Here is a 26,131-nt window from a genome sequence, read left to right on the forward strand (position 1 = left end):
CACCGGCATCGGCCGGGTCGTGCGGGTCACCGGCCCGGTCGTGGACGTCGAGGTCGGCCGGGACGAGATCCCGGAGTTGAACAACGCCCTGCACGTCGACGTCGACCTCGGCGAGGACAACCCGCTGAACAAGGAGCTGACGCTGGAGGTCGCCCAGCACATCGGCGACAACACGGTGCGGACGATCTCGATGCAGCCCACCGACGGGCTCATCCGAGGCGCCACCGCCACCGACACCGGCCACCCGATCGAGGTGCCGGTCGGCGACCAGGTCAAGGGGCACGTGTTCAACGCGCTCGGCCGGTGCCTGGACGACCCCGACTTCGTGGCCGGCGAAACCTGGCCGATCCACCGGCCGGCGCCGGCGTTCGACCAGCTCGAGGGCAAGACCGAGCTGCTGGAGACCGGCATCAAGGTCATCGACCTGCTCACCCCGTACGTGGCCGGCGGCAAGATCGGCCTGTTCGGCGGTGCCGGCGTCGGCAAGACCGTGCTGATCCAGGAGATGATCCGCCGCGTCGCCCAGGAGTTCGGTGGCGTGTCGGTGTTCGCCGGCGTCGGCGAGCGCACCCGCGAGGGCAACGACCTGATCACCGAGATGGAGGAGGCCGGCGTCCTCGGCCAGACAGCTCTGGTCTTCGGCCAGATGGACGAGCCGCCGGGCACCCGGCTGCGGGTGGCGCTCTCCGCGCTGACGATGGCGGAGTACTTCCGCGACGTCAAGGAGCAGGACGTCCTGCTGTTCATCGACAACATCTTCCGGTTCACCCAGGCCGGTTCCGAGGTCTCCACGCTGCTCGGTCGTATGCCGAGCGCGGTGGGTTACCAGCCGACCCTGGCCGACGAGATGGGTGAGCTGCAGGAGCGGATCACTTCGACCAAGGGCAAGTCGATCACCTCGATGCAGGCGATCTACGTGCCGGCGGACGACTACACCGACCCGGCCCCGGCCACGACGTTCGCGCACCTGGACGCCACGACCGAGCTCTCGCGTGACATCGCCTCGAAGGGTATTTACCCGGCGGTGGACCCGTTGACCTCGACCTCGCGCATCCTCGACCCGCGCTATGTCACCCAGGAGCACTACGACACCGCGGTCCGCGTGAAGCAGATCCTGCAGCGCAACAAGGAACTGCAGGACATCATCGCGATCCTCGGTATCGACGAGCTCTCCGAAGAGGACAAGATCCTCGTCAACCGCGCCCGTCGCATCGAGCGCTTCCTGTCGCAGAACACCTACGTTGCCAAGCAGTTCACCGGCATCGAGGGTTCGACCGTGCCGCTCGCCGACACGATCGAGGCGTTCAACAAGATCGCCGACGGCGACTACGACCAGACGCCGGAGCAGGCCTTCTTCATGTGCGGTGGCCTCGACGACGTCGAGAAGCGTGCCGCCGAGCTGGCGAAGGAAGACTGAGTCTCCTTCCGGCATACACGGCAGTAGCGAAACCCCCGAATCACGTTGTGGTTCGGGGGTTTTCGCGTGTTCGGGCAGTCCACCCGGTCCCGAAGTGCCGACGGTCGGTATGTCGGGACGCGCCTGGGCGGCGAACTGGTCCCGAAGTGCCGACGGTCGGTATGTCGGGACGTGCGCTGGGCGACATAGGATCAACTCCTGTGAATCTGCTTCCCACGTGGACCCTGCACGGTGACGGCAAATCGGTTCCGGCGGGGGAGGTGGTCGCCCCCGACGAGCGGCTGACCTGGCCGCGCACCGCGGGCATCGGGCTGCAGCACATCGTGGCGATGTTCGGAGCGACCTTCCTGGTGCCGCTGCTGACCGGCTTTCCGCCGTCGACGACGCTCTTCTTCTCCGGCATCGGGACGCTGATCTTCCTGTTGCTGACCGCCGGCCGGGTGCCGAGCTACCTCGGCTCCTCGTTCGCGTTCATCGCACCCATCGCGGCCGCCAAGGCCGATCACGGTATGGCGGGAGCACTCGGCGGCATCGTGCTGGCGGGTGTCGCGCTCGCTGTGATCGGCCTCATCGTGCAGGTCGCCGGAGCTGGGTGGATCCGCGCGCTGCTGCCGCCGTTGGTGACCGGCGCGATCGTCGCACTGATCGGCCTCAACCTGGCGGGAGCCGCCAAGGACAACTACGTGAAGGCACCGGTCACCGCGACCGTGACCGTCGCTCTCATCTGCCTGGTGACCGTCCTCGGCAGGGGCATCCTGGGCCGGCTCGCGATCCTCGGTGGTGTCGCCGCCGGCTATGTGACGGCCTGTGTGCGCGGCGAGGTCGACTTCGATGCGGTGGGCAAGGCCGACTGGGTCGGGTTGCCCACCTTCCACAGCCCGCACTTCGACGCCGGCGTCATCGCGCTCTTCGTGCCGGTGGTGCTCGTGCTCGTCGCCGAGAACATCGGCCACGTGAAATCGGTCGCCCAGATGACCGCACGCGACCTGGACGGCGTGCAGGGCCGGGCGCTGTTCGCCGACGGCATCTCCACCGCGCTCGCTGGTGTCGGCGGCGGGTCGGGCACGACGACATACGCCGAGAACATCGGGGTGATGGCGGCGACCAAGGTCTACTCGACGGCGGCGTACTGGTTCGCGGCGTTCGGTGCCCTGGTGCTGAGCTTCTGCCCGAAGTTCGGTGAAGCCATCGCGACCATCCCGGTCGGTGTGCTCGGGGGAGCCGGCGTCGTGCTCTACGGCATGATCGGGCTGCTCGGGGCTCGGATCTGGATCGAGGCGCGCATCGACTTCAGCAACGCCATCAACCTGACGCCCGCAGCGATCGGGCTGATCATCGGTATCGCGGACTTCACCTGGACGATCGGCGACGTGCAGCTTGCGGGCATCGCGCTGGGCACCATGGCGGTGTTGCTGGCCTACCACGTGATGCGCGCGATCAACCGGTTCAGTCGCGTGCTGCCCGACCCGACCACCCCGGCTCCGATGGTCCAGCTGGACGGGGCCGATGGGTCGACGACGATGCCGAGCGTCGACCTGGTGAAGTGAGCGCGGAGCACTGACCTTGTCACCGCCCGATGGCAGGCTGTGGCGTATGACGAAAGACCTGTCTCCGGGACGCATGGGCGGCACCCCGGAGCGACCGGCGCGCTTCTTCACCGATGCCGCCGAGTTCGGTGCCTGGCTGGCGATCCATCACGACACCGAGACCGAGTTGTGGGTGGGTCTGGCCAAGAAGCACGTGACCGACCGTGGCCTGACCTGGGCCGAGGCGGTGCCCGAGGCGCTCTGCTGGGGGTGGATCGACTCCGTGGCGCAGCGGATCGACGACGACTTCGTGCGGCAGCGCTGGACTCCGCGCAAGCGCACCAGCCATTGGAGCAAGGTCAATCTCGAGCTGGTCGACAAGTTGCGCGCCGACGGCCGGATGCAACCCGCCGGCCTGGCGATCTGGGAGGCGCGTCGTCGCGAGGCAGCGCCATACACGCACGAGCAGGAGGGCCCGCTGGAGCTGCCGGCGGACTACGCCGCGCAGCTTGCGGGGTCACCGGCCGCGACCGCCTTCTTCGAGGCCGCGACACCGACCTACCGCCGGATCTGCGTCAACTGGGTCATCACCGCGAAACAGCAGTCGAGCCGGGACCGGCGGATGACGCAGCTCATCGAGGACAGTGCAGCCGGCCGACTCATCCCCAGCCAGCGGTACGGCGCGGTGCCGCGCTGGGTCGAGCGAGCGGCCGCGGCCGCCCGGGACGCCGGCTGATCGTCAGTGCTCGATCTCGGCGCGGCGGGGCTCCACCTCGGCGTGGCCGGCGAGTGCGACACAGCCGCCGAGGGTCGCCACGAAGCCGAGCACCGCGACGATCACGAAGCCGGACCGGACGCCGTCGCCCAGGAAAGCCAGCCCGATGGCGGCCGGTATGACGGTCTCCGTCGCGAACGTGATCGCGGCGACGCTCGTGGTCCGACCGCGATCCAGGGCGAAGCCGTAGGCCACCAGCGCGACCGCGCCGGCAACGATCAGTGCCCACAGCTGCGGCTGGAACACCGTGTGCCACAACGGGTTCGACGTGTCCAGCACCCGCGCGACGATCCCGGTCAAGCCGAAGCCGAGGCCGCTCGCGCTGGCCAGCACCAGCGAGGACCGCCCGCGATCGGCGTCGAGCAGGCCGGCGATGAAGACGGCCGTGACCAGCCCGGCGCCACCGAGCAGCAGCCAGCTCCCGGCTGTGCCGACCAGTCGCGCGTTCCCTTCGTGAGCGCTGACGGCCAGCAGCACCAGTCCGATGCCGACCATGACCAGTACCGCGACCTCGCGCCGGGACAGCCGCACCCCGAGCAGCACGACTGCCAGCACTGCGGTCACTCCGACCGAGGAGGCGAGCATCGACTCGACGAGGAAGAGCGGTAGCGACTGCAGTGCGGCCAGGCTGGCCAGGAACCCTCCCGCATCCAGTGCGAGGCCGACGGCATACAACCAGCCGGCGCGGCCACGCTCGAGCCAGGACGCGCCCGCCGGTGCCGCCGCGATCCGCTGGACGCCGATGGCCTGCAGCACGGTCGCCGCGCCATACGCGATGGCCGCGAGGACCGCACCCAGCAACGCCAGCATGCCGTGATGGTGTCACGTCAGCCTGCGCGTGCCGGTCAGGTCACAGCGCGGTGAAGTCGATCTTCTCGGCGAGCACCGGCCGCAGCCGCTCGGCATACGTCGTGGTGAGGTGATGGTCGTCCCGATAGACGATCGTGCCGTCCACGACGATCGGGCAGACGTCGTCGTGGCACTCCCACGGCTGCATGTTGATGTAGTCGGCGCCGTGCTTGGCGGCGGTACTCTTCCATACCGCATCGCGCGCGACCGTCACCTTGTCGGGGCTTTCGGCGCAGGTGCTCAGATTCGCCGTGCGTGAGCCGAGACAGGTGCCGGCGTCCTTGGGCAGTCGCGACTGGTCGGAGATGATGTCGACCTCGTCAGTGAGGCTGTGCAACTTCTCGAGGGTGCGTGCCGCGCCGTCCTTGAAGAGCTTGGTGCCCTTGGCGCCGGGCATCTCCTTGCCCGTGTCGGGGTCGAGGATCGGGGTGTCCAGCAGGCCGCTGAGAATGACGAGCTTCGGCTTGATCTGTTTGATCTGCTGCATGGCCCACGTGCGGTAGGTGTCGCACTGGTCGTAGGCGATGCCCTTGTAGCGCAGATGGACATCCGCCGGCATGCAGCCGGCCTTGGTCAGCGGGATCAGCTTGATGTGGTGCTGCTTCGCCATCGCGCTCAGCGGCTTCAGCCACTGTGCGGCATGCGAATCGCCATAGATGACAACGGTTGTCGTCGCCTTGGTGTCGCCGGACGGACAGAGTTTGTGTGATGTCTTGTCCCGGGTACCCGCCCAGCAGGCGTCCGAGGGTTCGGTCTTGTCGTCCGGCAGGTGCACCAGGCTCGGGACCAGCTTGGCCGGCAGCGCGTCACCGGCCCGGGCCTTGTCGCTGGCCTTGGCCACTTCGGCGCGCAGCGACGACACGGCGGACGGTTTCTTGGCCTCCTTCTGGGCGACCTTCTGCGCCGCGGCCGCCGTCGTCGAGGACTGCGCCATCGTGGACTGGTAGATGACCGCGGCCGGCGCGAGCACCATCGCGAGAGCGGCCGGCCACAGCGCCAGTGAACGCACCGTCGCGTGCAGGCCGCGGCGCTTGGTGCGCCGGAAGGGCGTCTCCACCCAGCGGTAGCTCAACCAGGCCAGCGCGATGGCCATCACGATGAGCAGCAGCTTGTACCGGATGCGCAGGTGGTCCCCGGCATACGCATTGGCGAGGATCAGCACCGGCCAGTGCACCAGGTAGACCGAGTAGGAGATGTCGCCGATGAACCGCATCGGTCGCAGCCCGAGCACCATCGTCGCGCCGTAGCGCGGGCCGTCGACGCCGCCGGCAATGATCAGCACAGCGCCGAGGACCGGCACCAACGCAGCGGATCCGGGGAAGGGGGTCGCGGGTGTGTAGACGACCGCGGCGAACAGCACGGCGGCCAGGCCGACCCAGGACATCGTCGCCTTGAGCACGTCCGGCAGGCGACCGATCCGGTCGGCGGTGAGCGCGAGCAGCGAGCCGAGCCCGAGTTCCCAGCCCCGGGTGAAGGTCGAGAAGTATGCCGAGTGCGGCGAGACATTCGTGTCGTGGATCGACCACGCCAGGGAGAGCAGGCTGAGCAGTCCGATCAGCACCGCCGCGCGGCGCAGCGCCTGCACCCGGCCGAGAGCGATGCGGCTGCGGGTGGCGCGCGGGCCGCTGCCGCGAAGGCGTCGCCGGCCGGGCAGCAGCATCAGCGCGATGAGCAGCGGCCACAGCAGGTAGAACTGCTCCTCGACGGCCAGTGACCAGAAGTGCTGGACCGGCGTCTCGAAGGTCGCGGCCGCGAAGTAGTCGGTGCCACCCTGTGCGAAGTGCAGGTTCGCGGCGAAGAACGCCGCCCACTTGACGTCGGTCGCCACCTTGCTGAGGTCACCATCGGTGTAGACGAGCGTCGACACGAGGAGCGTCAGCAACAGGGTGAGGGAGGCCGCCGGCAGGATGCGACGAGCGCGCTTGGCGTAGAACGTCGAGAACGACACACGTCCGGTCGAGCGGACCTCGCGGGCGAGGAGTCCGGTGATCAGGAAGCCGGAGACCACGAAGAAGACGTCGACCCCGATGTAACCGCCGCCGAGGATGTGCTTGATCTCGGCGTGACTGGCGACCACCAGGAGCACGGCGATCGCGCGCATGCCCTGGATGTCCGGACGCTGGCCATGGCCGGCGCTGTGCGCGTGACTGTGCGCGTGCCGCGCGGATCGTGCGGCACTGCGCGAGCGGTGCGCCGGACCAGGCTGCTGGTCCGGGACGTCCTTGGCTGTTGGGAGCACTGCGGCCACCCGGTCACCCTTTGCTCAGATCGACGACATTCCACTACCCGTGTCAATGGGCCCATAATCACGATTTCATAACATCCGGGTGGAAAGCCAACCGTGAGTGAGCGGGCGTCTTGCAGCCGCCACCGATGATGCCGCATCGGCCGGTGCAATCGGGGGGACCGGCGCGATCGATCTGTGAGCGTGGGAAGTCGCGTGGAAATCCTTGCCGGACCGGTGCCGCACGACACAATGTGCTTCATGGCGACGATTGCTGACTCGATCATCCGAACCCTCAAGGCAAGCGGCGTCCGCCGGCTGTATGGCGTGCCCGGCGACTCCCTCAACGGATTGACCGAGGCGCTGCGGCGCGACGGTGACCTGCAGTGGGCGCACGTGCGCAACGAAGAGGTCGGTGCGTTCGCGGCGGGTGCCGAGGCACAGCTGACCGGAGAGCTCGCCGTCTGCGTCGGCAGCTGTGGGCCCGGCAACGTCCACCTCATCAATGGCCTGTATGACGCAGGGCGCAGCCACGCCCCGGTGCTGGCGATCGCCGCGCAGATCCCGCGGGAGGAGATCGGCAGCGGCTATTTCCAGGAGACGCACCCGACGCAGATCTTCAACGAGTGCAGTGTCTACACAGAGCTCGTGTCGTGCGCGGAGCAGTTCCCGGTGGTCTTCCAGCAGGCGCTGCAGGCCGCGATCACCCGTCGCGGGGTGGCGGTCATCGTCGTCCCGGGCGAGATCTTCATGGCGGAGTGGTCCGGCAGGGACGTGCTGCCCGTGCACACCAGCCCGTCCGCGGTCGTGCCGGGCGACAAGGAGCTGGCAGCCGCGGCCGAGGTCATCGGTCGGGCGCAGCGTCCCGCCATACTCGCCGGCGCCGGGTGTGCCGGAGCACATGACGAGCTCGTCGCCTTCGCGCAGGCCATCAAGGCTCCGGTGGTGCATTCGCTGCGTGGCAAGGAATGGCTGGAGTGGGACAACCCGCTCAACGTCGGCCTGACCGGGCTGATCGGCTACGACTCCGGCTACCGCGCGATGGAGCACTGTGACGTGCTGATCATGGCCGGCACCGACTTCCCCTACCGGCCGTTCCTGCCCGACGACGTGCCGGTCGTGCAGCTCGACGTGCGTGGCGAGCGCATCGGACGCCGCGTGCAGGTGTCGCACCCGCTCGTCGGCACCGTCCGAGACACGTTGCCATTGCTGCAATCTCGCATCGGATCCAAGAGTGACCGCAGTTTCGCCGACACGATCGTCCGGCACCATCGCAAGCGGCGGGCCAAGCTCGACGAGCTGGCCGAGCCGGGCCGGCCGAACGAAACGCCACTGCATCCGCAGTTCGTGACCGCGACGATCAACAAGCTCGCCACCGACGACGCGGTCTTCACCTGCGACGTCGGCACACCGACCGTGTGGGCGGCTCGCTACCTGCAGATGAACGGCAAGCGGCGGCTGCTCGGTTCCTTCAACCACGGCTCGATGGCCAACGCTCTCGCCCAGGCGATCGGCGCCTCGGCGGCATACCCGAAACGGCAGGTGATCGCGCTCGCGGGCGACGGCGGGCTGGCCATGCTGCTCGGCGACCTGATCACGCTCAAGCAGCTGAACCTGCCGGTGAAGGTGATGGTCTACAACAACAGCGCGCTCAGCTTCGTGGAGCTGGAGATGAAACAGGCCGGGCTGATCAACTTCGGCACCGGCCTGGACAACCCCGATTTCGCCGGCATCGCCGACGCGATCGGCATGCGCGGGCTGCGGGCCGAGCGGACCTCGGACGTCGAGGACACCGTTCGGGAGGCGCTGGAGTATGACGGGCCGGCCCTGGTCGACCTGCGCGTCGCCCGGCAGGAGCTGTCGTTGCCGCCGAAGATCACGCTCGCGCAGGTCAAGGGCTTCACGCTCTACGCCACGCGCACGGTGCTGTCCGGCCGTGGCAGCGAGATCGTCGAGCTCGCGCGGACCAACCTGCGCGAGTTGTAGGCGATCCGCCCTCCCGACCGAGAGAAGCACCAACTGACCGAGAGGAGTACGAATTCGCCTGTCTTTCGTACTCCGCTCGGTCGTTCGGTACTCCTCTCGGTCAGGATTGAGCGGGTCCGTTTAGGCCGAGGCAGGTCGCGGCAAATAAGCTGGCCCGCATGTGTGGAATCGTCGGGTACTTCGGCCCAGGTGGCAACGCAGCCCTGCTGCAGCGGATGAACGAATGCCAGGCGCACCGCGGGCCCGACGGCGAGGGGACCTTCACCGACGGCCCGGCCGGACTCGGTCACCGTCGCTTGTCCATCATCGACGTGGCGCACGGCCAGCAGCCGATGACCACCGCGGACGGTCGCTACACCATCGTCTACAACGGCGAGGTCTACAACTACCTGCCGTTGCGCGAGGAGTTGCGCGCGCTCGGCCATGAATTCACCACGGATTCCGACACCGAGGTCGTCCTCGCCGCCTTCGCGCAGTGGGGCAACGACGCGTTCGACCGGTTCAACGGCATGTGGGGCCTGGCGATCTGGGATGGCCAGGAGCAGCGCCTGACCCTCAGCCGCGACCACTTCGGCATCAAGCCGGTCTATCTCGCCCAGGTCGGCGACACCCTGCTGTTCTCCTCGGAGATCAAGTCGATCCTCGCGTCCGGCCTCTACGAGCGGAAGGTCAACGACCGAACCCTCTTCCGCTACTTGCGTTTCCGCATCCACGAGGACGGTCGGGAGACTTTCTTCGACGGCATCGAGCGGCTGGAGCCCGGCGAGGCGATGACGATCGAGGTGACCGCCGAGGGGGCCAGCGCCACGCGTGCGCCATACACCCGACTGCGCGAGGAACTCGCCGAGCTCGCCAAGGAGCAGCGCCCGTATGACGAGGCGGCTGCCGCCGACTACAAGGCGCGACTGATCGAGGCGATCCGGTTGCGGCTGCAGTCCGAGGTCCCGGTCGGCACGTCGCTGTCCGGTGGGCTCGACTCCAGCGCCGTCGCGGTCATCATCAACCAGCTCCTCAACACCGGCGACGAGACGACGACCGAGGCCGTCGGCACTCAGCAGAACACCTTCTCCGCGGTCTTTCCGGGCTCGCTGAACGACGAGGAGAAGTATGTCGACGCGGTGCTCGACATCTGCCGCGGGCACGTCGACGCGCACAAGATCAAGCCGACGGCCGACGAGTTCAAGGTCGACATGCGCGACTTCATCCGGACCCAGGAGGAGCCTCTGATCTCCTCCGGCCCCTACGCCCAGTACCAGGTGATGCGCGAGGCGACCGAGCACGTCACGGTCCTGCTCGACGGCCAGGGCGCCGACGAGATGATGGCCGGCTACATCCCCTACTACTTCGTCTACCTGCGGCAGCTGAAGGCACAGGGCGCGAAGCTGGCGGCGGCCGAGCTGTCCAAGAGCCTGGACGTGATCTATCGCCTCGGCCGGTTCAAGCTGCAGGCAAAACTCAAGGGCCGCAAGGGAATTCCGATGACCCAGCTGCTCGCGGACGACTTCGTGTCGGCGCACAGCGGCGAGACCTACTCGGTCGAGGGCAGCAACCTCAAGAAGCGGCTCATCGAGGACCTGTTCGTCGGCTCGCTGCCGTCGCTGCTGCGTTACGAGGACAAGAACACCATGCGCTTCTCCCTCGAGGGGCGCGTGCCGTTCCTCGACAAGGAGGTCGTGAAGTTCATCTTCAGCCTGTCCGACGAGGCGATCATCAAGAGCGGCTGGAACAAGCGCGTGCTGCGTGACGCGACCCGCGGCCTGCTGCCGGACATGATCAACCGCCGGCGCAACAAGATCGGTTTCACCACCCCGCAGGGCGAGTGGTTCATGCGGCTGAAGAACCACTTCTACAACATCTTCCTCTCCGAGTCGTTCGCGAACCGGCCCTACTTCGACCAGTCCGAGGTGCTGCACGCCTTCGAGGGCTGGATCAAGGGCACCAATGACGTCGACTCGATGGTCTTCTGGCGGATGCTCAACGTCGAGATCTGGTTGCAGGAGTTCTTCGACGAGAAGCAGCCCGAGGACGACCGTCCGGCCCGCATCAAGACCGACCTGGAGGCCAACGAGGGCAAGGACCTCGACCTGGTCACCGCGTCCGGCGCGACGGTGCGCCGCTACCCGCTGCGCACCGAACTCTTCAGCAAGGACGACGACCTCGACAGCCGAGTGCTCGCGCAGATCGACCGGTTCTTCGAGACACTCGACGCCGACTCCGAGCACGCTGCACAGATGGCCGGAAAGCGTTGGTACTACTTCATTTCCGAGAAGATCGTCGCGATCACCCAGGGGCGGTCCTACTTTATCTGGGACATCAATGTCGGGCGTCCGGCACGCGTGCTGTCCAAGTACGTCACCCGCACACCGGCGGGCATCGGGCTGGGCTCGCCGTTCACCATGCAGCTGGCCATCCAGGAGGCCGGCCTGCCGCGCGTGCTCTACGCCAGCGCCGGGGGAGCGGCCGGCAAGCTGCTGGGCAAGCGCGGCAAGTTCTACGACCTGGTCGGTGGCGACATCCGCGCGATCGACGGCCCGACCGAATACTCGGCATACCCCTCGAACGTCTCGGCGAAGCTCGCGCCCAAGGATCCCGACCAGGTCGCCGCCCGGCTTACGGCCGCGATCCGGGCGCGCGTGCCGGCGGCATACAAGGACACCTTCGGCGGGACGATCGTGATGGACGCCAACGACATCGGTCGCAACGTCCTCGGCAGCGACATTCCGGGTGACTGGTCACGCTTCGAGGAGATGTTCGCCGACAATCCGCTCGGTCAGGGTGGCGAGCAGACGCCGATGGCGATCGTCGTCGAGCACTGAGGTCACTCGGCCGGCGACTGCGCCGGCGCTCGCTCGGACTGCCGCTTGCGGTAGGTGAGGTTCAGCGCCTCGACGGCCATCGCGAACGCGATCGGGCCGTAGATCACCGGCTTGTCGATGTGTATGTCGAAACTCTCCGCGATCAGGGTGGATCCGATCAGCACCAGGAAGCTGAGCGCCAGCATCTTGACCGTGGGGTGCTTGTTGACGAAGGCGCTGATCCGGCCGGCGAAGATCATCATCAGGCCGATCGACAGGGTGACCGCGGCGATCATGATCGCCAACTGGTCGACCATGCCGACCGCCGTGATGACCGAGTCCAATGAGAAGACCGCGTCCAGCAGCAGGATCTGCACGATGACGCGCGCGAAGGTCGAGGTGGCGCCCGTGTCCGCGGCGGCCGCGTCGTGGCGGGCGCCCTCGAGCTTCTCGTGGATCTCGGTGACCGCCTTGTAGACGAGGAACAGCCCACCGAGCAGCAGGATCAGATCGCGGCCGGACAGCTGCAACGCGGCCGAGTCGCCGATCGAGAGGATCGTCGCGGTCAGGCCGATGATCCACGACGCGACCGCGAGCAGCACGATGCGCATCAGCAGCGCCAGCGCGAGGCCGACGGTGCGTGCCCTGGCACGCTGCCGCTCTGGCAACCTGCCGGTCAGGATCGAGATGAAGACCACGTTGTCGATGCCGAGCACGAGCTCGAGGGCGAACAAGGTCAGGAAGGCGACCCACAGGTCGGGGCTGGTCATGAAGGCCATGGGATCGGTTCAACGCCGCTCGGTCCCGTCCGGTTCCGAGATGTGGAGGCCGATCCCAGGGATCGTGCACCGAGCACCCATCGGCGCCCGGTAGGCTGGGGTACAGGATCCACCCGTCCTGTCCGGTGGATTCTTCGCCGTACATCTCAAGGAGCTGACTCCCCGTGAGCCTGCAGGTAGAAATCGTCGCCCCGGATCGCATCGTGTGGTCGGGTGACGCACGCCAGCTGTCCGCCCGCACCGTCGAGGGTGAGATCGGCATTCTGCCCGGTCACGAGTCGATGCTTGCGGTGCTGGGCAACGGTGACGTCCAGGTCGACCCGGTCGACGGGCAGCGCGAGACGGTGACCATCAACGGCGGCTTCATGTCGGTCGACAACGACAAGGTGACGCTCGTCGCCGAGCGCGTCGACGCGGCCGGCCTCGGGGCCTGAAGGAGCACGAATGATCGCGACGATCGACTGGGCGGCAGTCGGTCTCGCGTGTCTTCTACTGCTGTGCGTGCTGGCGCTCGTCGCCCTGGTCGTGCGGCGCCGGCTGATCGCCAGGGGTGAACCGCTGGCCATGGTCGCGGTGCAGCGCGGTGAGGGCTGGAAGCTCGCCATGACCCGCTTCAGCACCGACAGCGTCCAGCTGTACGCCGTGATCGGTGCCGGCGTCCGTCCTCGCTCGGTATGGCGCCGCGGTGATCTCGACCTCGGTGCGCCCCACCCGCTCACCCGTAACAAGCCGATCGCGATCCTCGACCCGGTGCAGGTCGAGTGCGCGGTCAACGGGGAGAGATTCCTGATCGCGATCGCGCCGGGTGACTACACGGCATTGCGGTCCTGGTCCGAGTCGGCACCACCGGGCCTCAACGCCAACGTCGCGTAATTCCCGAGTCGCACAGGTAACTCCGAGTCGCACAGCTACAGCTGTGCGACTCAGCGTTATGTGTGCGGTTCGACGGGTGGCCACCGGCGGACGGGCTGTCGCGCGGGATCCCATCGACGCCATACGCCTCCCGCGTCGGGCCGAAGCCCTGCGGCGGACAGGATCTGTCGCAGCGGTTCTGCCTGCCACGCCTCGCGCCATACCCACCGTTCGACCCGCGGCCCGGTGCGGCGAATCCGATCCTCCCGCAGCTTCTCCTTCCAGAGCACCTCCTGCGAGACGTATTTGACCTTGCCGTCGAACTCGCCGATCAGCCCCCGCCAGCCGAAATCCGCGTAGCCGAACACCCCTGCCTCGTCGACGAGCTCCACTTGCAGATCGGGCTGCGGCAGGCCGAACTCGTACATGCGCGCACGGCTCAGCGACTCGCCGGGCGACTCCGATCGTCCGTCTGCGAGATGTATGGCGAGCGCTGCGCGCCGTCTGCCGCGCGCGCCCGGCGGAAGACGCGCGATCTCGTTGTCCAGTTCCGCCAGCGAACATTTGCCGGCATGCAGTGCGGCGTCGGCGGTCACCAGCCCGTGGGCGAGCGCGCCCATCCGGGCCAGGTCCACGACGGTCCGTGGCACGGGCGTGACCGGGATGCCGTCACAGTGCTCCGGCACCGGCGGGTGAGCGGACTGGTGCCGCCGGATCAGGCCGGTGTGTCCGATCCCGGACCCCACCAGGACATCGACGTGCTGTGGCCATCGGCCCAGCACCGGCAAGCCCTGCAACACTGCCGCGGAGTGGAGGCAAGCCATCGGGCGCGGATCGGTCAGCATGGAGTCGAAGGTGCTCAGGACCAGGCCGCGGTAGCGGTTCTCGTCGTCGAGCTCGGACCATCGCTCCGCAACGACATACCCGCCGCGGCGGACGCGCGCGAGTCGCGACTCGGCGCGGCGCGTCTCTTCCCATGGGAGGACGCCGCGTCGAGCGAGCTCCGCGGAGCTCAGAATCTCCTGCGCCCGCAAGCGCCCCGAGGCATCGTGCATGGACCGATCGTGACGGATGGACGGAGCTCGTGGCGGTCATCCACAGGCGCCCGTATCGACTCGCACACTTGACGCCGAGTCGCACAGCTACAGCTGTGCGACTCGGCGTCAAGTGTGCGGCTCGGGAGTATGGCGGGCTATTTCTGCTGCTCCTCGCGCCCGCCGCCGGGCTGCCACAGCACGTCGCCACCGGGCAGGTTGGCAACCCGCGCCGCCAGGAAGAGCAGGTCGGAGAGCCGGTTGAGGTATTGCGCGGTGAGCGGATTGACCCCGCCCGTGCCCTTCTCGCTGCCGGCCGGTGCCTCGGCGGCGCCATACGTCTCGAGGGCGAGCCAGGCGGCGCGCTCGGCGCGGCGGGCCACCGTACGTGCGACGTGCAGGTGCGCGGAGCCAACGCAGCCGCCGGGCAGGATGAACGAGCGCAGCGTCTCGACCTCGTCGCCGAGCCGGTCGCAGTCGGTCTCCAGATCGTCGATCCACGGCTGCTTGACGCGCAGCGGCGGAAACTCCGGCTCGGCCACCAGCGGGGTGCACAGGTCGGCGCCGACGTCGAAGAGTTCGTTCTGGATCCGGTGCAGCATCGTGACCAGATCCGAGCGCAGCTCGCCGGCCGCAACGGCCAAGCCGATCACGCTGTTCGTCTCGTCGGTCTCGGCATACGCCGTCAATCGCGGGTCGTTCTTACTGGTCCGGCTGAAGTCGCCGAGCGCAGTGGTGCCGGCATCGCCGGTGCGGGTGTAGATGCGGCTGAGAATGACCATAGGGCCCATTCTGCGCTGCCGACATCGGCTGCGAGCCGCCGCCATGCCGTATCGCTCAGGAGCCGGCTGCGCGGCCGAGTTGGACGGATCTTTACTCCATTTACGAAAACGTGACCTCCGCCTCGGCAACGAATTCGTCTTCTCGTGCGTCAATACTTGCGTGAGCGGCAAACTGCGTGCTGCTCGCGAGGACGTTCAGACACCCTGCCGGGGAAGGTGGCGGAACGATGACGCGGTTCGGGAACGACAAGGCAAGGATCGACGTGCTACGCCTGGGAGCGGAGCTGTCGGTCACCGGCGAACTCAATGTGCACACGGTGGCCGACGTGCGTGTGGCGCTCGGTCAGGCGATCGACGCCGGCATCGGCGACCTGATCGTGCACCTGGGCGAGGCGGAGATCGGTGATGCGACCGGCTTGGGAGTCATCGTGGGCGCCCATCACCGCGCACAGCGTGCCAGTCGGCGGCTGGTGCTCGCTGACGCATCGATGCGCTTGGAGCGCCTGATGCGGGCGACCGGCCTGCACCGGGTGATCCCGTTGTCCGTGCAGCGACTGCCACAGCCGGTCATCCTGCCTGCCTGAGCGCTTCTGCCGGCAAACGGTCAGCTGACCGCTGTGGCTGCCGCCCGTCGTGGATCGCCGGCCGCACCGAGTTCTCCGGCATCCGTGCCGTATGCCGCGCCCACGCCACCGAAATACATGTCCAGCGGCTCGTGCGGCACTGCGCTGCCGCCGAGCGCCTCGATGACGGCGGCCGCCCCGTCGTCCGGTTCGTAGTGCACCCGCGGTCCTTCCGCAGCGAGCTCGACATGGATGCGTGGTGCGTCGATCGACGCCTGCAGGTCCTCACCACCCAGTCCGTGGCGGCCGATCACCTGGGCGAGGGCGGTGGTGATGCGGTCCGCGCCGGGAGTACCGATCGCCAGCGTCACGCCGCTGTCGCTGCGTGCGGTCACCGGCGACATGTTGGACGCGAGGCGGGTGCCGGGCGGCAGCGCGTGCAGCCCGAGCCGGTTCAGCTCCGGCTCACCCAGACAGTTGTTGAGCACCAGTCCCGTGCCGGGGACTGTCACGCCCGACGAGTAGCCCGCGGACGTCGTGATGGCGCAAGCGTTTCCGTCGCTGTCGACCACGGAGACGTGCGCGGTGTCCTTGCTGGTGGGCAGCGACTCCAAACCGGTGGTCTCCAGGGCGAGCAGCAACTCCGCACCCGCGACGCGCAGATCGGTCGCACGGTCCAGGTGCTCGGCGCGATAGCCGAGGACCGTCGACTGGATCTCGATCAGGGTTGCCGGGTCCAGTCCACGCTCAGCGACCAGTCGCAGCATCGCCGTGAGGACCGGGCCGCCGATCGAGGGTGGCGGGTTGAGCGCGACGTCCCAGTCGCCCACCGTGGCGCGCGACGCCGGCCGGCACACCGCTTGGTATGCCGCAAGGTCGTCCCTGCCCAGCAGCCCACCCGTCTGGGTCACATGGTCGGCGATAGCGGCACCGAGCGACCCGGTGTAGAGCTCCGAAACTCCTTGTTGCGCAAGGACTTCGAAGGTGTTCGCGAGGTCGGGGTTGACCATCCGGGTGCCGGGACCGGCGGGCTCGTCACCGTCGAAATGCTGTGCCCTGGTCTCCTCGTCGAAGGACCACAGCTGCCGGCCGGTGAGTTGCAGGTAGTGACCGGCGGCCGGTCCGAGCACGAAACCCTCGCGGGCCGCAGCGATGGCCGGCGCCAGGATGTCGGCCCAGCTCGCGCGCCCGAACATCTCGTGCGCCAGCTCGTATGCCGCGAAAGACCCTGGTGTGGCTGCGGATCCGGGGCCGGCATTGATGGTGATGCCACCCCCATAATCCAGATGTATGGCGCGCAGCCCCGAGCCGAAACGCTCGCGATCGGCGGACCGGCCAGGCATCTCGCTGTTGCCGTCGATGACCTGGGGCTCCCCGCCGGCAGGCCAGACGTTGACGAAGGCACCGCCCAGCGCGCTGACGATGCCCGGTTCGGTCACATAGGTGACGGCGAGTGCGGCAACCGCTGCGTCGACCGCGGTGCCGCCGAGTGCGACGACGTCGATCCCCGCCTGCGCGGCGAGCGCGTTGGGTGCGGCGATGGCGGCGCGCGTCATACCCGACGGGTGCGGAGCTCTCGTCATCGCCGCCATCTCCTCAGAAGAGCCGCGAGTCAGCGTCGTCCATGCCCTTGAGAGCCTCGTAATCCAAGGTGACACAACGGATTCCGCGGTCCTCGGCAAGGACCCGCGCCTGTGGTTTGATCTGCTGCGCGGCGAAGACACCGCTCACCGGAGCGAGATGGGGGTCCCGGTTGAGCAGCTCGAGATAGCGGGTCAGCTGCTCGACACCGTCGATGTCGCCGCGTCGCTTCAGCTCGACGGCGACGGTCGCGCCGTCCGCGTTGCGGCACATGATGTCGACCGGTCCGATCGCCGTCATGTATTCGCGGCGGATCAGCGTGAAGCCGTCACCGAGGGTGGTGATGTTCTCGGCTAGCAGTGCCTGCAGCTGCGCCTCGACACCGTCCTTGATCAGCCCCGGATCGACGCCCAGGTCGTGGCTGGAGTCGTGCAGCAGCTCGTGGATGCGCACGTGCAGTCGGTCTTCGGACTTCGCGTGCTGCACCGACCAGACGAGTTCGACACCCTCCTCGGCCTCGTCCTCGGTCGGGTCGATCTGGGCCATCGAGCAGGGCGGCGACATCCAGTTCAGCGGCTTGTAGGAGCCGCCGTCGCTGTGGATGAGCACCGATCCGTCGGCCTTGACCATCAGCAGCCGGGTGGCCAGGGGCAGGTGGGCGGTCAGTCGGCCGACGTAGTCGACACTGCACCGGGCAATCACAACGCGCACGGCGACCCAGCGTAGTCATACCGTGCGCGTCTGCGTCCCACCCCGCGGGGACCGGTGCCGGGGGAGGGCGTCCGGCTGAGACACTGAGCGCATGGTTCCAGTCATCTCAAAGGTTGCAGTCATCGGTCTGGGCACGATGGGTGCCGGCATCGTGGAGGTCTTCGCCAAGGCGGACTTCCCGGTCTACGCAGTGGACGGCAGCACCGAACTCGCCGAGCGCGGTCGCGGATTCGTCACCAAGTCGCTCGAGCGCGCGGTCAGCAAGGGCAAGCTCGCCGAGGCCGATCGCGATGCGACGCTGGAGCGCATCACCTTCACCGCCGAGCTGTCCGATCTCAGCGACGCCGACCTGGTCATCGAGGCCGTCCCGGAGCGGATGGAGATCAAGCACTCGATCTTCACCGCTCTGGACGACATCGTGCGTCCGGAGGCCGTCCTGGCCTCCAACACCTCGAGCCTGTCGCTCACCGAGATCGCCGCGGGCACCCGGCACCCGGAGCGGGTCGTCGGCATGCACTTCTTCAACCCGGCGCCGGTGCTGCAGCTCGTCGAGGTCATCAAGACCGTCCTGCTCGACGAGGACGTCGCCACCGCGGTGCGCGACCTGGCGCTCGAGCTGGGCAAGAAGCCCGTCGTCGTCGGCGACCGGGCCGGGTTCGTCGCCAACGCTCTGCTCATTCCCTACCTGGCCCGCGCGATCGCTCTCTACGAGACCGGCAAGGTCAGCCGCGTCGACCTGGACAACGCCTGCCGGGTCGGCATCGGCCTGCCGATGGGTCCGCTGACGCTCTCCGACCTGGTCGGCCTCGACGTCGTCCACGAGGTTTGCGAGGTCATGTATGCCGCGACGAAGCGCGCCTCCGACGCGTCGCCGTCGCTGCTGCGTCAGCTGGTGCTGGCCAAGCGACTCGGCCGCAAGACGGGTCAGGGCTTCTACGACTACGCCGCCGATGCCGGCGCCGAGGAGGATGCCGGCACCGATGCGATGACGGCGTCTGCCGCAATCGTCGGAAAGGGAGAGCTGGCAACACAATTGACCGATGCGTTCGCGAAGGCGGGTGTCACGGTCGCTGCGATCGACGACCCCGAGACCGACGTCGCGGACCTGGCCGGATCACCCCTCGTCGTCCTCGTCGGTGGGGCCGAAGCCGACTGCGCCAACTGCAACGCCGGCGACTGTGACGTCGAGGACGACGCCGACTCCACGGACTGCGCCTGCTGTGGTGGAGCCGCCCCGGGCAACTGGTTCTCCGACGTCGCCGAGGTCCTGGATGCACGCACCGTGGTGCTCGCCGCCGACGAGGCGAGCGAGTTCGCGGTGGCCGGAGTGCTCGACGACGACGTCGCGGTGCTGCCGTTCCGTGTTCACCAGGAGACCAAGCACGGCCAGGTCGCCGAGTTCGGCGTCCCGCTCGGCACGACCGATGAGCAGACCGCGATGGTCCGCGCCACCCTCACCGCCGCCGGGTTCGTGCCGGTCGCCGGGCCGGCCCGCCCGGGTCTGGTCGTCGACTCGCTGCTCTTCCAGCACCTGAACGACGCCGTGGCGATGGTCGATGCCGGTTACGCCACCCCGGCGGATGTCGACACCGCCATGACGGCCGGTTGCGGTTACCCGCGCGGCCTGTTCGCCATACTCGACGAGCTCGGCGCGGATGTCGTGGCGGATGGACTGCTCGAGCAGGCGTCGGTCGACCCGACCATCGTCCCGAGCCCGCTGCTCGTCGAGCACGCGGTGCGCGACCTGCCCTTCCTGGGCTGACCCCGCGGCAAGCATGCCCCGGCGCAACCGTCGTCCGAGTCGCCGATCGGGTTCGCCCGATCGGCGTCCGGACGTGTCGCGGTTGCTCGAGACCGGCATACGCACCGAGTCGTATGACGGCAGGTCCTACCGGGTCCGGCCGGTGCGTGGCAATACGGCCGGGCGCAGTTACGTCTGTCCCGGCTGCCAGCAGGCGCTCGCGTCATCGCTGGCGCATGTCGTGGTCTGGCCCGACGATGGCCTGGGCGACGTGTCCGACCGGCGGCACTGGCACACGGCGTGCTGGTCCGCGCGGGATCGACGGCCACCGCGCGGTTCCTGGCACTGACCGGCCGCAGTGGAGGGCCCAGCCGCCGCGATTACAGTGGGTTCCATGACTTCGTCCGAAAACACCGCCGTCATCGTTGCCGGCGCACGCACCCCGATGGGCAAGCTGCAGGGCTCGCTCTCCAGTCTGTCCGGCGCCGACCTCGGCGGCTTCGCCATCAAGGGCGCCCTGGACAAGGCCGGCGTCGCCGGCGACCAGGTCGACTACGTGATCATGGGCCAGGTGCTCACCGCCGGCGCCGGGCAGATGCCCGCGCGTCAGGCCGCCGTGAAGGCCGGCATCCCGATGAGCGTCCCCTCGCTGACCATCAACAAGGTCTGCCTGTCCGGCCTGGACGCGATCGCGCTCGCCGGCCAGTTGGTCCGCGCCGGTGAGTTCGAGGTCGTCGTCGCCGGTGGCCAGGAGTCGATGAGCCAGGCGCCGCACCTGCTGCCCGGCAGCCGCGGTGGCTTCAAGTACGGCGACGTGACCATGCACGACCACATGGCCCTCGACGGATTGTGGGACGCCTTCACCGACCAGGCGATGGGCGCACTCACCGAGCAGGCCAACACCGGTGAGCAGCAGGTGACCCGTGAGGAGCAGGACGCGTTCGGTGCTCGCAGTCACCATCTGGCGGCGCGTGCGTGGAAGGACGGCGTCTTCGACGACGAGGTCGTCAGCGTCCAGATCCCGCAGCGCAAGGGTGACCCGGTCGAGTTCAAGAATGACGAGGGCATCCGTCCGGAGACCACCGCGGAGAGCCTGAGCGGCCTGCGGCCGGCCTTCGCCAAGGACGGCACCATCACCGCCGGTTCGAGCTCGCCGATCTCGGACGGCGCGTGCGCCGTCGTGGTGATGAGCAAGGCCAAGGCGCAGGAGCTCGGCCTGGAGTGGCTGGCCGAGATCGGTGCACACGGCGTCGTCGCCGGTCCGGACTCCTCCCTGCAGTCGCAGCCGGCCAACGCCATCAACGCGGCCTGCGCCAAGGAGGGCATCAAGGCGACCGACCTCAACCTGGTCGAGATCAACGAGGCGTTCGCCGCCGTCGGCATCGTGTCGACCCGCGAGCTGGGCATCGACCCCGAGATCGTCAACGTCAACGGTGGTGCGATCGCCATGGGCCACCCGATCGGTATGTCGGGTGCGCGTCTCGTGCTGCACCTCGCCCTCGAGCTGCAGCGTCGCGGTGGCGGGGTCGGTGCCGCGAGCCTGTGCGGTGGCGGCGGTCAGGGTGACGCGCTGATCGTGCGTGTGCCGCAGCGGGTGGAGCTCGACTCGCAGGCACGCAGCTGATCGGCCGCGAAATGAGCACTCTCGCGAAATAAGCACTGATTGAAGGGGCTTCGCCCGGCATACACTCGCCGGGTGAAGCCTCTTCAACCTGCCATCGTCCTGGTCGGGGACGGACATGCCGAGCAGTTGCAGCACGAGTTCGCTCGCTATTCGAATGACTACCGCGTTGAGCTTGCGCGTGGGCTCGGGCCGGCCATGTCGCTGGTGCAGTCGCTGATTGCGCAGCATGTCGAAATCGCTTTGTTCGTCGTCGAATTCACTCAACCGGACGCGCCCGGGCTCGTGACGATGGACTGCCTGCACGCGGTCAGTGCCGTCACCAAGCGCGCGCTGGTCTATGGCGGTCAGGAGTTCCGCGTCAACCGCGAGACGCTGCGCGAGGCGCAGGTCGACGGCCGCATCGAGGCCGGGCTCGCCATACCTCGTGGTGAGCGGGACGAGGAGTTCCACACCGCGGTCACCGAGCTGCTGTCGGACTGGGGCTGGAGTGCGAGCAAGCCGGTCTTCGAGGCCGTGCAGCTCATCGCACCACCGGGCAACGTGGACGCCGGCCGGTTGCGTGATTTTCTGGACCGGTTGGGCATCCCGAGCCGCAGCTACGCGCCCGAGTCGACCGTCGCGCAGGGTTTGCTGGAGGGCTTCGAGTGGCCGGACGGCGAGCCGGCATACCCGGTGCTCTCCTCGCCGCTGACCGAGACCGTCGTGCAGCCGACGATCGCCGACATCGGGCGGCGTTTCTACGCGTTCGAGGACTTCGAGGAGGACGACGTCTTAGACCTCGCGGTGATCGGTGCGGGCCCGGCCGGCCTGGCCGCCGCGGTGTATGGCGCCTCGGAGGGCCTCTCGACGGTCGTCTTCGACTCCGACGCGATCGGTGGCCAGGCGGGCACCAGCTCGATGATCCGCAACTACCTCGGCTTCCCGCGCGGCATCTCCGGCATGCGGCTCGCGCAACGAGCCCGCGCCCAGGCGGCACGCTTCGGGGCGAAGCTCTACTCGGCCCGGCCGGTCGTAGGTATGGATCTCGCCGAGCGGCCCGGTGGTGTCCACACGCTGCGGCTGGAGGATCGCGTGGTGCACGCGCGGGCGCTGATCGTCGCAGCGGGTGTCGCCTACCGGCGGATCGGCGTGGAGCAGATCGAGCGGTTCGTCGGTCTCGGCGTGCACTACGGAGCGGCAACGAGTTCGGCGCGTGAATGTGTCGGCAAGGACGTCGTGGTGGTCGGCGGCGGCAACTCGGCCGGGCAGGCAGCCGTGCACCTGTCGCGGTTCGCGCGATCGGTGAAGATCGCGATTCGTCGGCCGGACCTGTCCGAGACGATGTCGGACTACCTGATCCGGGAGATCGAGATCAATCCGCGCATCGGGGTGAAGCCCAACTGTGAGGTGGTGGACGCCGGGGGAGCCACGCGGTTGGAGTGGGTCACGTTGCGCAACAACAAGACCGGCGCGGAGTTGCAGAAGCCGTGCGGCGGGTTGTTCCTCCTGCTCGGCGCCGACCCGTGCTGCGACTGGCTGCCAGCCGAAATCGCCCAGGATCCCAAGGGATTCGTGCTCACCGGGCGTGATGTACCGCGCGAGTCGTGGATCGACGACTGTCCGCCGGTGCCGCTCGGCACGACGGTGCCCGGCATCTTCGCCGCCGGTGACATCCGCTTCGGCTCGATGAAGCGCGTCGCGTCGGCGAGCGGCGAGGGCGCGGCCGCCATACCGTCGGTGCACTCCTACCTGGCATCCCTCACCCCTGCTGTCGAGGCGGTGGACCCGGCGCTCGGCTGAGGCAGGTGGCATAGCCTGGCGGCATGCTCTTCGCCTTCTCCATCGCACCCGGCACGACCGACGACCCCGACGGCTCCGTCAGCGAGGCGGTCGCCGAGGCTGTGCGCGTCGTGCGCGCCTCCGGCCTCCCGAACGAAACGACGTCGATGTTCACCACCATCGAGGGTGAGTGGGACGAATGCCTCGCCGTCGTGAAGGCGGCGTGCGAGGCGGTCGCGGCGAAGAGTCCGCGCGTGAGCCTGGTGCTCAAGGCCGACATGCGCGCTGGTTTCACCGGCCAGCTCACCGAGAAGGTCGACCGCGTCGAGGCGCGCCTCAAGACCCAGCAGTGAGCCGGTCCGACTTCCGGATCGCGCCGTTCACCGACGCCGATGCCCGGGAGCTGGCGACCCTGCACATGCAGGTATGGCGGGACACGTATGTCGGCATGCTCTCCCAGGACTACCTGGACGGCATGCAGCTCGAGCCGCGAGTTGCGCACTGGCGCAGGCGGATCGGCGTCGGCAGTGCACGCGAGAGCGAAGCCGGCGGAGTCGTGGACGGCGTGCTCTTCCGGTCCCGCCTGGCCCGGCATGTGCCGAGCGGTCGCCTCGCCGGCTTCTGCCAGATCGGCGGTGCCCGTGACGACGACGCACCAGTGCCGCAGGAGCTCGGTGCGCTCAACGTGCTGCGCGACTTCCATGGCAGCGGTGTCGCGCGGCAGCTCGTCGACGAGACGCTGGGGGAGCGAGCGGCATACCTCTGGGTCGTGCGGGAGAACCTGCGGGCGCAGGCGTTCTACCGCAAGCTCGGTTTTGCGGCCGACGGCGGCTCCAAGCGCGACGACGAACTCCAGTGCGACGAGATCCGCATGGTGCGTTCGGTGCCGATTCCTCGCCATTGACGGTCGAACCTGCCATTGACGGCGCAACTGCACCGTCAATGGCAGTTTCGGCCGTCAGCGGCCGTTTCAGACGTCACCGGCGGAGCAGTCTCAGCGCCGAAGGATGGGCGGACAGCCGGGCGAAGCGCCGACGCGTAAGAATGGGCACATGACCGATCAGCCCATCACCCCGGCGTCGCTGCGCGGTGCCGTCGACCTCTCCTCCCTCGCGCGCCCGGCATCGCCCTCGGCAGCACCCGGCGCGGGACCCGCCGGCTCCAACGACAACCTGGTGATCGCGGTCGACGACGCCAGTTTCGGCGACGCGATGCAGACCTCGGCCCGTGTGCCGGTCATCGTTGCGCTCTGGTCCGGAAGTCGTCCCGAGAGCAAGAACCACCTCGATGCCCTTGCGAAGGAGGTCCGCTCCTACGCCGGGCGCATGCAGCTGGCGACCGTCGACATCGACGTGTCACTGCAGATCCGCCAGGCGCTGCAGGTGCAGCAGGTGCCGATGGTGCTCGCCATACTCGCCGGCCAGCCCGTGCCCCTGTATGTCGGTGACCAGCCGGCCGACGCGATTCGGGATGTCCTGGACAAGGTGCTCGAAGCCGCTGCCGCCAACGGCGTGACCGGTCGACTCGAGGTGACCGATGACGCCGCCGCCGAGGACGCCGAGCAGCCCGCCGAGCCGGAATTGCCCGAGACGCACCAGCGGGCGTTCGACGCCATCGAGAAGGGCGACTACGCCGCGGCGACCGCGGCATACAAGCAGGCGCTCGCCGACAACCCCGCCGACGACGAGGCCCGGCTCGGCCTCGGTCAGGTGGGGCTGCTGGAGCGCACCTCGGGCGCCGATCTCAACGCCGCGCGGGAGGCTGCCGCAGCTGCTCCGACCGACGTCGAGAAGCAGACCCTGGTGGCCGACCTCGACGTGCTGGGTGGGCACATCGAGGACGCCTTCGCGCGGCTGATCGACCTGGTCAAGGCGACCGCCGGTGACGAGCGCAACGCCGCTCGCGAGCACCTGGTGAAGCTCTTCGACGTCGTCGGTCCGACCGACGACCGCGTCAAGAAGGCCCGCACGGCGCTCATGTCCGCCCTGTACTGAACCTTTTCGCACACTCCTCGCAGGCCACGTGGCCACACCGCTCGCACGCTCGCGGCGGATCCACGTGGCCTGGTCGTCGCCGCGCGGCCTCTTTCGCGCGCTCCTCGCCCGCCCATATTTGCCGAGTGACGGCTTCTTCGCCGACTGACGGTCCTATCTGGCCGTCACTCGGCGAAGAAGCCGTCACTCGCGTTGGGTGGTGAGCTCGTCGAGGACGGCGAGGTCGTCCGGCGTCGGCTCCCAGCGCAGCGCAGCGGCGTTCGTGCGCACCTGATCGGCCGAGGTCGCGCCGGAGATCACCGACGCGACGGCCGGCTGGGCGGCGAGCCCGGCGATGGCGACATCGAGCACGGTCAGGTCGCGCTGCGCGGCATACGACTCGAGCGCCTCGATGCGGTCCCAGTCCGCGTCCGCCAGCCACTGCGACGGCCCGGAGGTTGCGCGCGAACCGGCCGGCGGCTGCTCGCCGCGACGGTACTTGCCGGTGAGCAGGCCGCGCTCGAGCGGGAAGAAGGGCAGCACCCCGAGCCCGAACGTCTCGGCCGCGGGCGCGACCTCGTCCTCGATCGTGCGGTCCAGCAACGAGTAGCGGTTCTGCACCGAGACGAAGCGCTCCAGGCCCACGGTGCGGGCGGTCCAGTCCGCGTCCGCGACCTGCCATCCGGCGAAGTTCGAGCAGCCGAGGTAGCCGACCTTTCCCTCCCGTACGAGGTCGGTCAGCACGGACAGGGTCTCCTCGATGGGCGTGACCGGGTCCGGCGTGTGCAGCTGATAGAGGTCGATGTGGTCGGTCCGCAAGCGGCGCAGTGAGCCCTCGACCGCCCGGCGCACATAGCGTCGGGAAGCGCGCATGCCGTGGTCGGTTCCGTTGAGGCCGCCGGTGTCCATGCCGAACTTCGTGGCCACCACGAAATCGTCGCGGCGGCCCCGCAACGCCGCGCCCAGCAGTTCCTCGCTGGCGCCCCGACCGTAGATGTCGGCGGTGTCGAGCAGCGTGACGCCGACGTCCTGTGCGGCGTCGAGGATTTCGCGCACACCGGATTCGTCGACACGTTGCCCGAACGCGTTGCAGCCGATCCCGACCGCACTGACCATCAGTCCGGAGTCGCCCAGTGGGCGGTAGGTCATATCCACGCACCC

General features: G+C 68.4%; 23 protein-coding genes. 15 read left to right on the top strand and 8 right to left on the bottom strand.

Translation table 11 applies throughout. From position 1 onward, the window contains the following. Positions 1-7: 7 nt before the first annotated feature. The 3 genes from atpD (at position 8) to VG502_RS15670 (ending at position 3,679) form a co-directional block, all read left to right on the top strand. A complete protein-coding gene (gene atpD, locus VG502_RS15660; protein ID WP_325551143.1) occupies positions 8-1,417 on the top strand; it encodes a F0F1 ATP synthase subunit beta in 1,410 nt (469 codons plus the stop codon). A gap of 200 nt (positions 1,418-1,617) precedes the next feature. Further along, on the top strand, positions 1,618-2,964 hold the full coding sequence (locus tag VG502_RS15665) for a uracil-xanthine permease family protein (RefSeq protein ID WP_325551005.1): 1,347 nt from the start codon (positions 1,618-1,620) through the stop codon (positions 2,962-2,964). A 46-nt stretch (positions 2,965-3,010) separates the two neighbouring features. After that, complete coding sequence (locus VG502_RS15670) at positions 3,011-3,679, top strand: YdeI/OmpD-associated family protein (protein ID WP_325551006.1); 669 nt, start codon at positions 3,011-3,013, stop codon at positions 3,677-3,679. A gap of 3 nt (positions 3,680-3,682) precedes the next feature. On the opposite strand, the gene VG502_RS15675 is transcribed toward VG502_RS15670, so the two are convergent. Next, complete coding sequence (locus VG502_RS15675; RefSeq protein WP_325551007.1) at positions 3,683-4,528, bottom strand: hypothetical protein; 846 nt, start codon at positions 4,526-4,528, stop codon at positions 3,683-3,685. Positions 4,529-4,568: 40 nt separating this feature from the next. After that, complete coding sequence (locus tag VG502_RS15680; protein WP_325551008.1) at positions 4,569-6,815, bottom strand: acyltransferase family protein; 2,247 nt, start codon at positions 6,813-6,815, stop codon at positions 4,569-4,571. Positions 6,816-7,052: 237 nt separating this feature from the next. Between VG502_RS15680 and poxB the strand changes: the two genes are divergently transcribed. Continuing rightward, positions 7,053-8,777, top strand: coding sequence for a ubiquinone-dependent pyruvate dehydrogenase (poxB, locus tag VG502_RS15685; RefSeq protein ID WP_325551009.1), 1,725 nt, complete (start codon positions 7,053-7,055; stop codon positions 8,775-8,777). Positions 8,778-8,935: 158 nt separating this feature from the next. Continuing rightward, positions 8,936-11,593, top strand: a complete 2,658-nt coding sequence (asnB, locus tag VG502_RS15690) for an asparagine synthase (glutamine-hydrolyzing) (protein WP_325551010.1) — start codon at positions 8,936-8,938, stop codon at positions 11,591-11,593. A 2-nt stretch (positions 11,594-11,595) separates the two neighbouring features. On the opposite strand, the gene VG502_RS15695 is transcribed toward asnB, so the two are convergent. Further along, positions 11,596-12,342 carry a TerC family protein gene (locus tag VG502_RS15695; protein ID WP_325551011.1) on the bottom strand — a complete coding sequence of 249 codons (747 nt, stop codon included), beginning with the start codon at positions 12,340-12,342 and terminating at the stop codon, positions 11,596-11,598. A 173-nt stretch (positions 12,343-12,515) separates the two neighbouring features. Between VG502_RS15695 and VG502_RS15700 the strand changes: the two genes are divergently transcribed. Beyond that, positions 12,516-12,785, top strand: a complete 270-nt coding sequence (locus VG502_RS15700) for a F0F1 ATP synthase subunit epsilon (protein ID WP_325551012.1) — start codon at positions 12,516-12,518, stop codon at positions 12,783-12,785. Positions 12,786-12,795: 10 nt separating this feature from the next. Beyond that, the gene (locus VG502_RS15705) at positions 12,796-13,224 is read left to right on the top strand and encodes a DUF2550 family protein (RefSeq protein ID WP_325551013.1); all 429 of its coding nucleotides are present in this window, start codon (positions 12,796-12,798) and stop codon (positions 13,222-13,224) included. Positions 13,225-13,280: 56 nt separating this feature from the next. Here the strand turns inward: VG502_RS15705 and VG502_RS15710 are convergent, their stop codons facing one another. After that, the gene (locus VG502_RS15710) at positions 13,281-14,258 is read right to left on the bottom strand and encodes a hypothetical protein (RefSeq protein WP_325551014.1); all 978 of its coding nucleotides are present in this window, start codon (positions 14,256-14,258) and stop codon (positions 13,281-13,283) included. 137 nt (positions 14,259-14,395) lie between these two features. After that, complete coding sequence (locus VG502_RS15715) at positions 14,396-15,019, bottom strand: cob(I)yrinic acid a,c-diamide adenosyltransferase (protein WP_325551015.1); 624 nt, start codon at positions 15,017-15,019, stop codon at positions 14,396-14,398. Between the two features lie 227 nt (positions 15,020-15,246). On the opposite strand from VG502_RS15715, the gene VG502_RS15720 reads away from it, so the two are divergent. Then, positions 15,247-15,603, top strand: coding sequence for an STAS domain-containing protein (locus tag VG502_RS15720; RefSeq protein ID WP_325551016.1), 357 nt, complete (start codon positions 15,247-15,249; stop codon positions 15,601-15,603). A 20-nt stretch (positions 15,604-15,623) separates the two neighbouring features. Here VG502_RS15720 and VG502_RS15725 read toward each other — a convergent pair whose 3' ends face one another. Then, a complete protein-coding gene (locus tag VG502_RS15725; RefSeq protein WP_325551017.1) occupies positions 15,624-17,165 on the bottom strand; it encodes a gamma-glutamyltransferase in 1,542 nt (513 codons plus the stop codon). Between the two features lie 13 nt (positions 17,166-17,178). Continuing rightward, on the bottom strand, positions 17,179-17,874 hold the full coding sequence (gene nucS, locus VG502_RS15730) for an endonuclease NucS (protein WP_325551018.1): 696 nt from the start codon (positions 17,872-17,874) through the stop codon (positions 17,179-17,181). Positions 17,875-17,965: 91 nt separating this feature from the next. Here nucS and VG502_RS15735 point away from each other — a divergent pair, with 91 nt between their 5' ends. The 7 genes from VG502_RS15735 (at position 17,966) to VG502_RS15765 (ending at position 24,991) form a co-directional block, all read left to right on the top strand. Continuing rightward, on the top strand, positions 17,966-19,636 hold the full coding sequence (locus VG502_RS15735; RefSeq protein WP_325551019.1) for a 3-hydroxyacyl-CoA dehydrogenase family protein: 1,671 nt from the start codon (positions 17,966-17,968) through the stop codon (positions 19,634-19,636). 73 nt (positions 19,637-19,709) lie between these two features. Beyond that, positions 19,710-19,964: a hypothetical protein gene (locus VG502_RS15740; RefSeq protein ID WP_325551020.1), complete on the top strand. Its 255-nt coding sequence runs from the start codon at positions 19,710-19,712 to the stop codon at positions 19,962-19,964. Positions 19,965-20,009: 45 nt separating this feature from the next. Continuing rightward, a complete protein-coding gene (locus VG502_RS15745; RefSeq protein WP_325551021.1) occupies positions 20,010-21,239 on the top strand; it encodes an acetyl-CoA C-acetyltransferase in 1,230 nt (409 codons plus the stop codon). Positions 21,240-21,311: 72 nt separating this feature from the next. Further along, a complete protein-coding gene (locus VG502_RS15750) occupies positions 21,312-23,018 on the top strand; it encodes an NAD(P)/FAD-dependent oxidoreductase (RefSeq protein WP_325551022.1) in 1,707 nt (568 codons plus the stop codon). Positions 23,019-23,041: 23 nt separating this feature from the next. Continuing rightward, complete coding sequence (locus VG502_RS15755; RefSeq protein WP_325551023.1) at positions 23,042-23,350, top strand: thiamine-binding protein; 309 nt, start codon at positions 23,042-23,044, stop codon at positions 23,348-23,350. Continuing rightward, positions 23,347-23,901, top strand: a complete 555-nt coding sequence (locus VG502_RS15760; RefSeq protein ID WP_325551024.1) for a GNAT family N-acetyltransferase — start codon at positions 23,347-23,349, stop codon at positions 23,899-23,901. Before VG502_RS15755 ends, VG502_RS15760 begins: the two co-directional genes overlap by 4 nt. Positions 23,902-24,049: 148 nt before the next feature. Further along, positions 24,050-24,991, top strand: coding sequence for a tetratricopeptide repeat protein (locus tag VG502_RS15765; protein WP_325551025.1), 942 nt, complete (start codon positions 24,050-24,052; stop codon positions 24,989-24,991). 183 nt (positions 24,992-25,174) lie between these two features. Here VG502_RS15765 and VG502_RS15770 read toward each other — a convergent pair whose 3' ends face one another. Then, positions 25,175-26,119: an aldo/keto reductase gene (locus tag VG502_RS15770; protein ID WP_325551144.1), complete on the bottom strand. Its 945-nt coding sequence runs from the start codon at positions 26,117-26,119 to the stop codon at positions 25,175-25,177. Positions 26,120-26,131 lie beyond the last annotated feature (12 nt).

The organism is Flexivirga sp. (assembly GCF_035551235.1).
GTDB lineage: Bacteria > Actinomycetota > Actinomycetes > Actinomycetales > Dermatophilaceae > Flexivirga.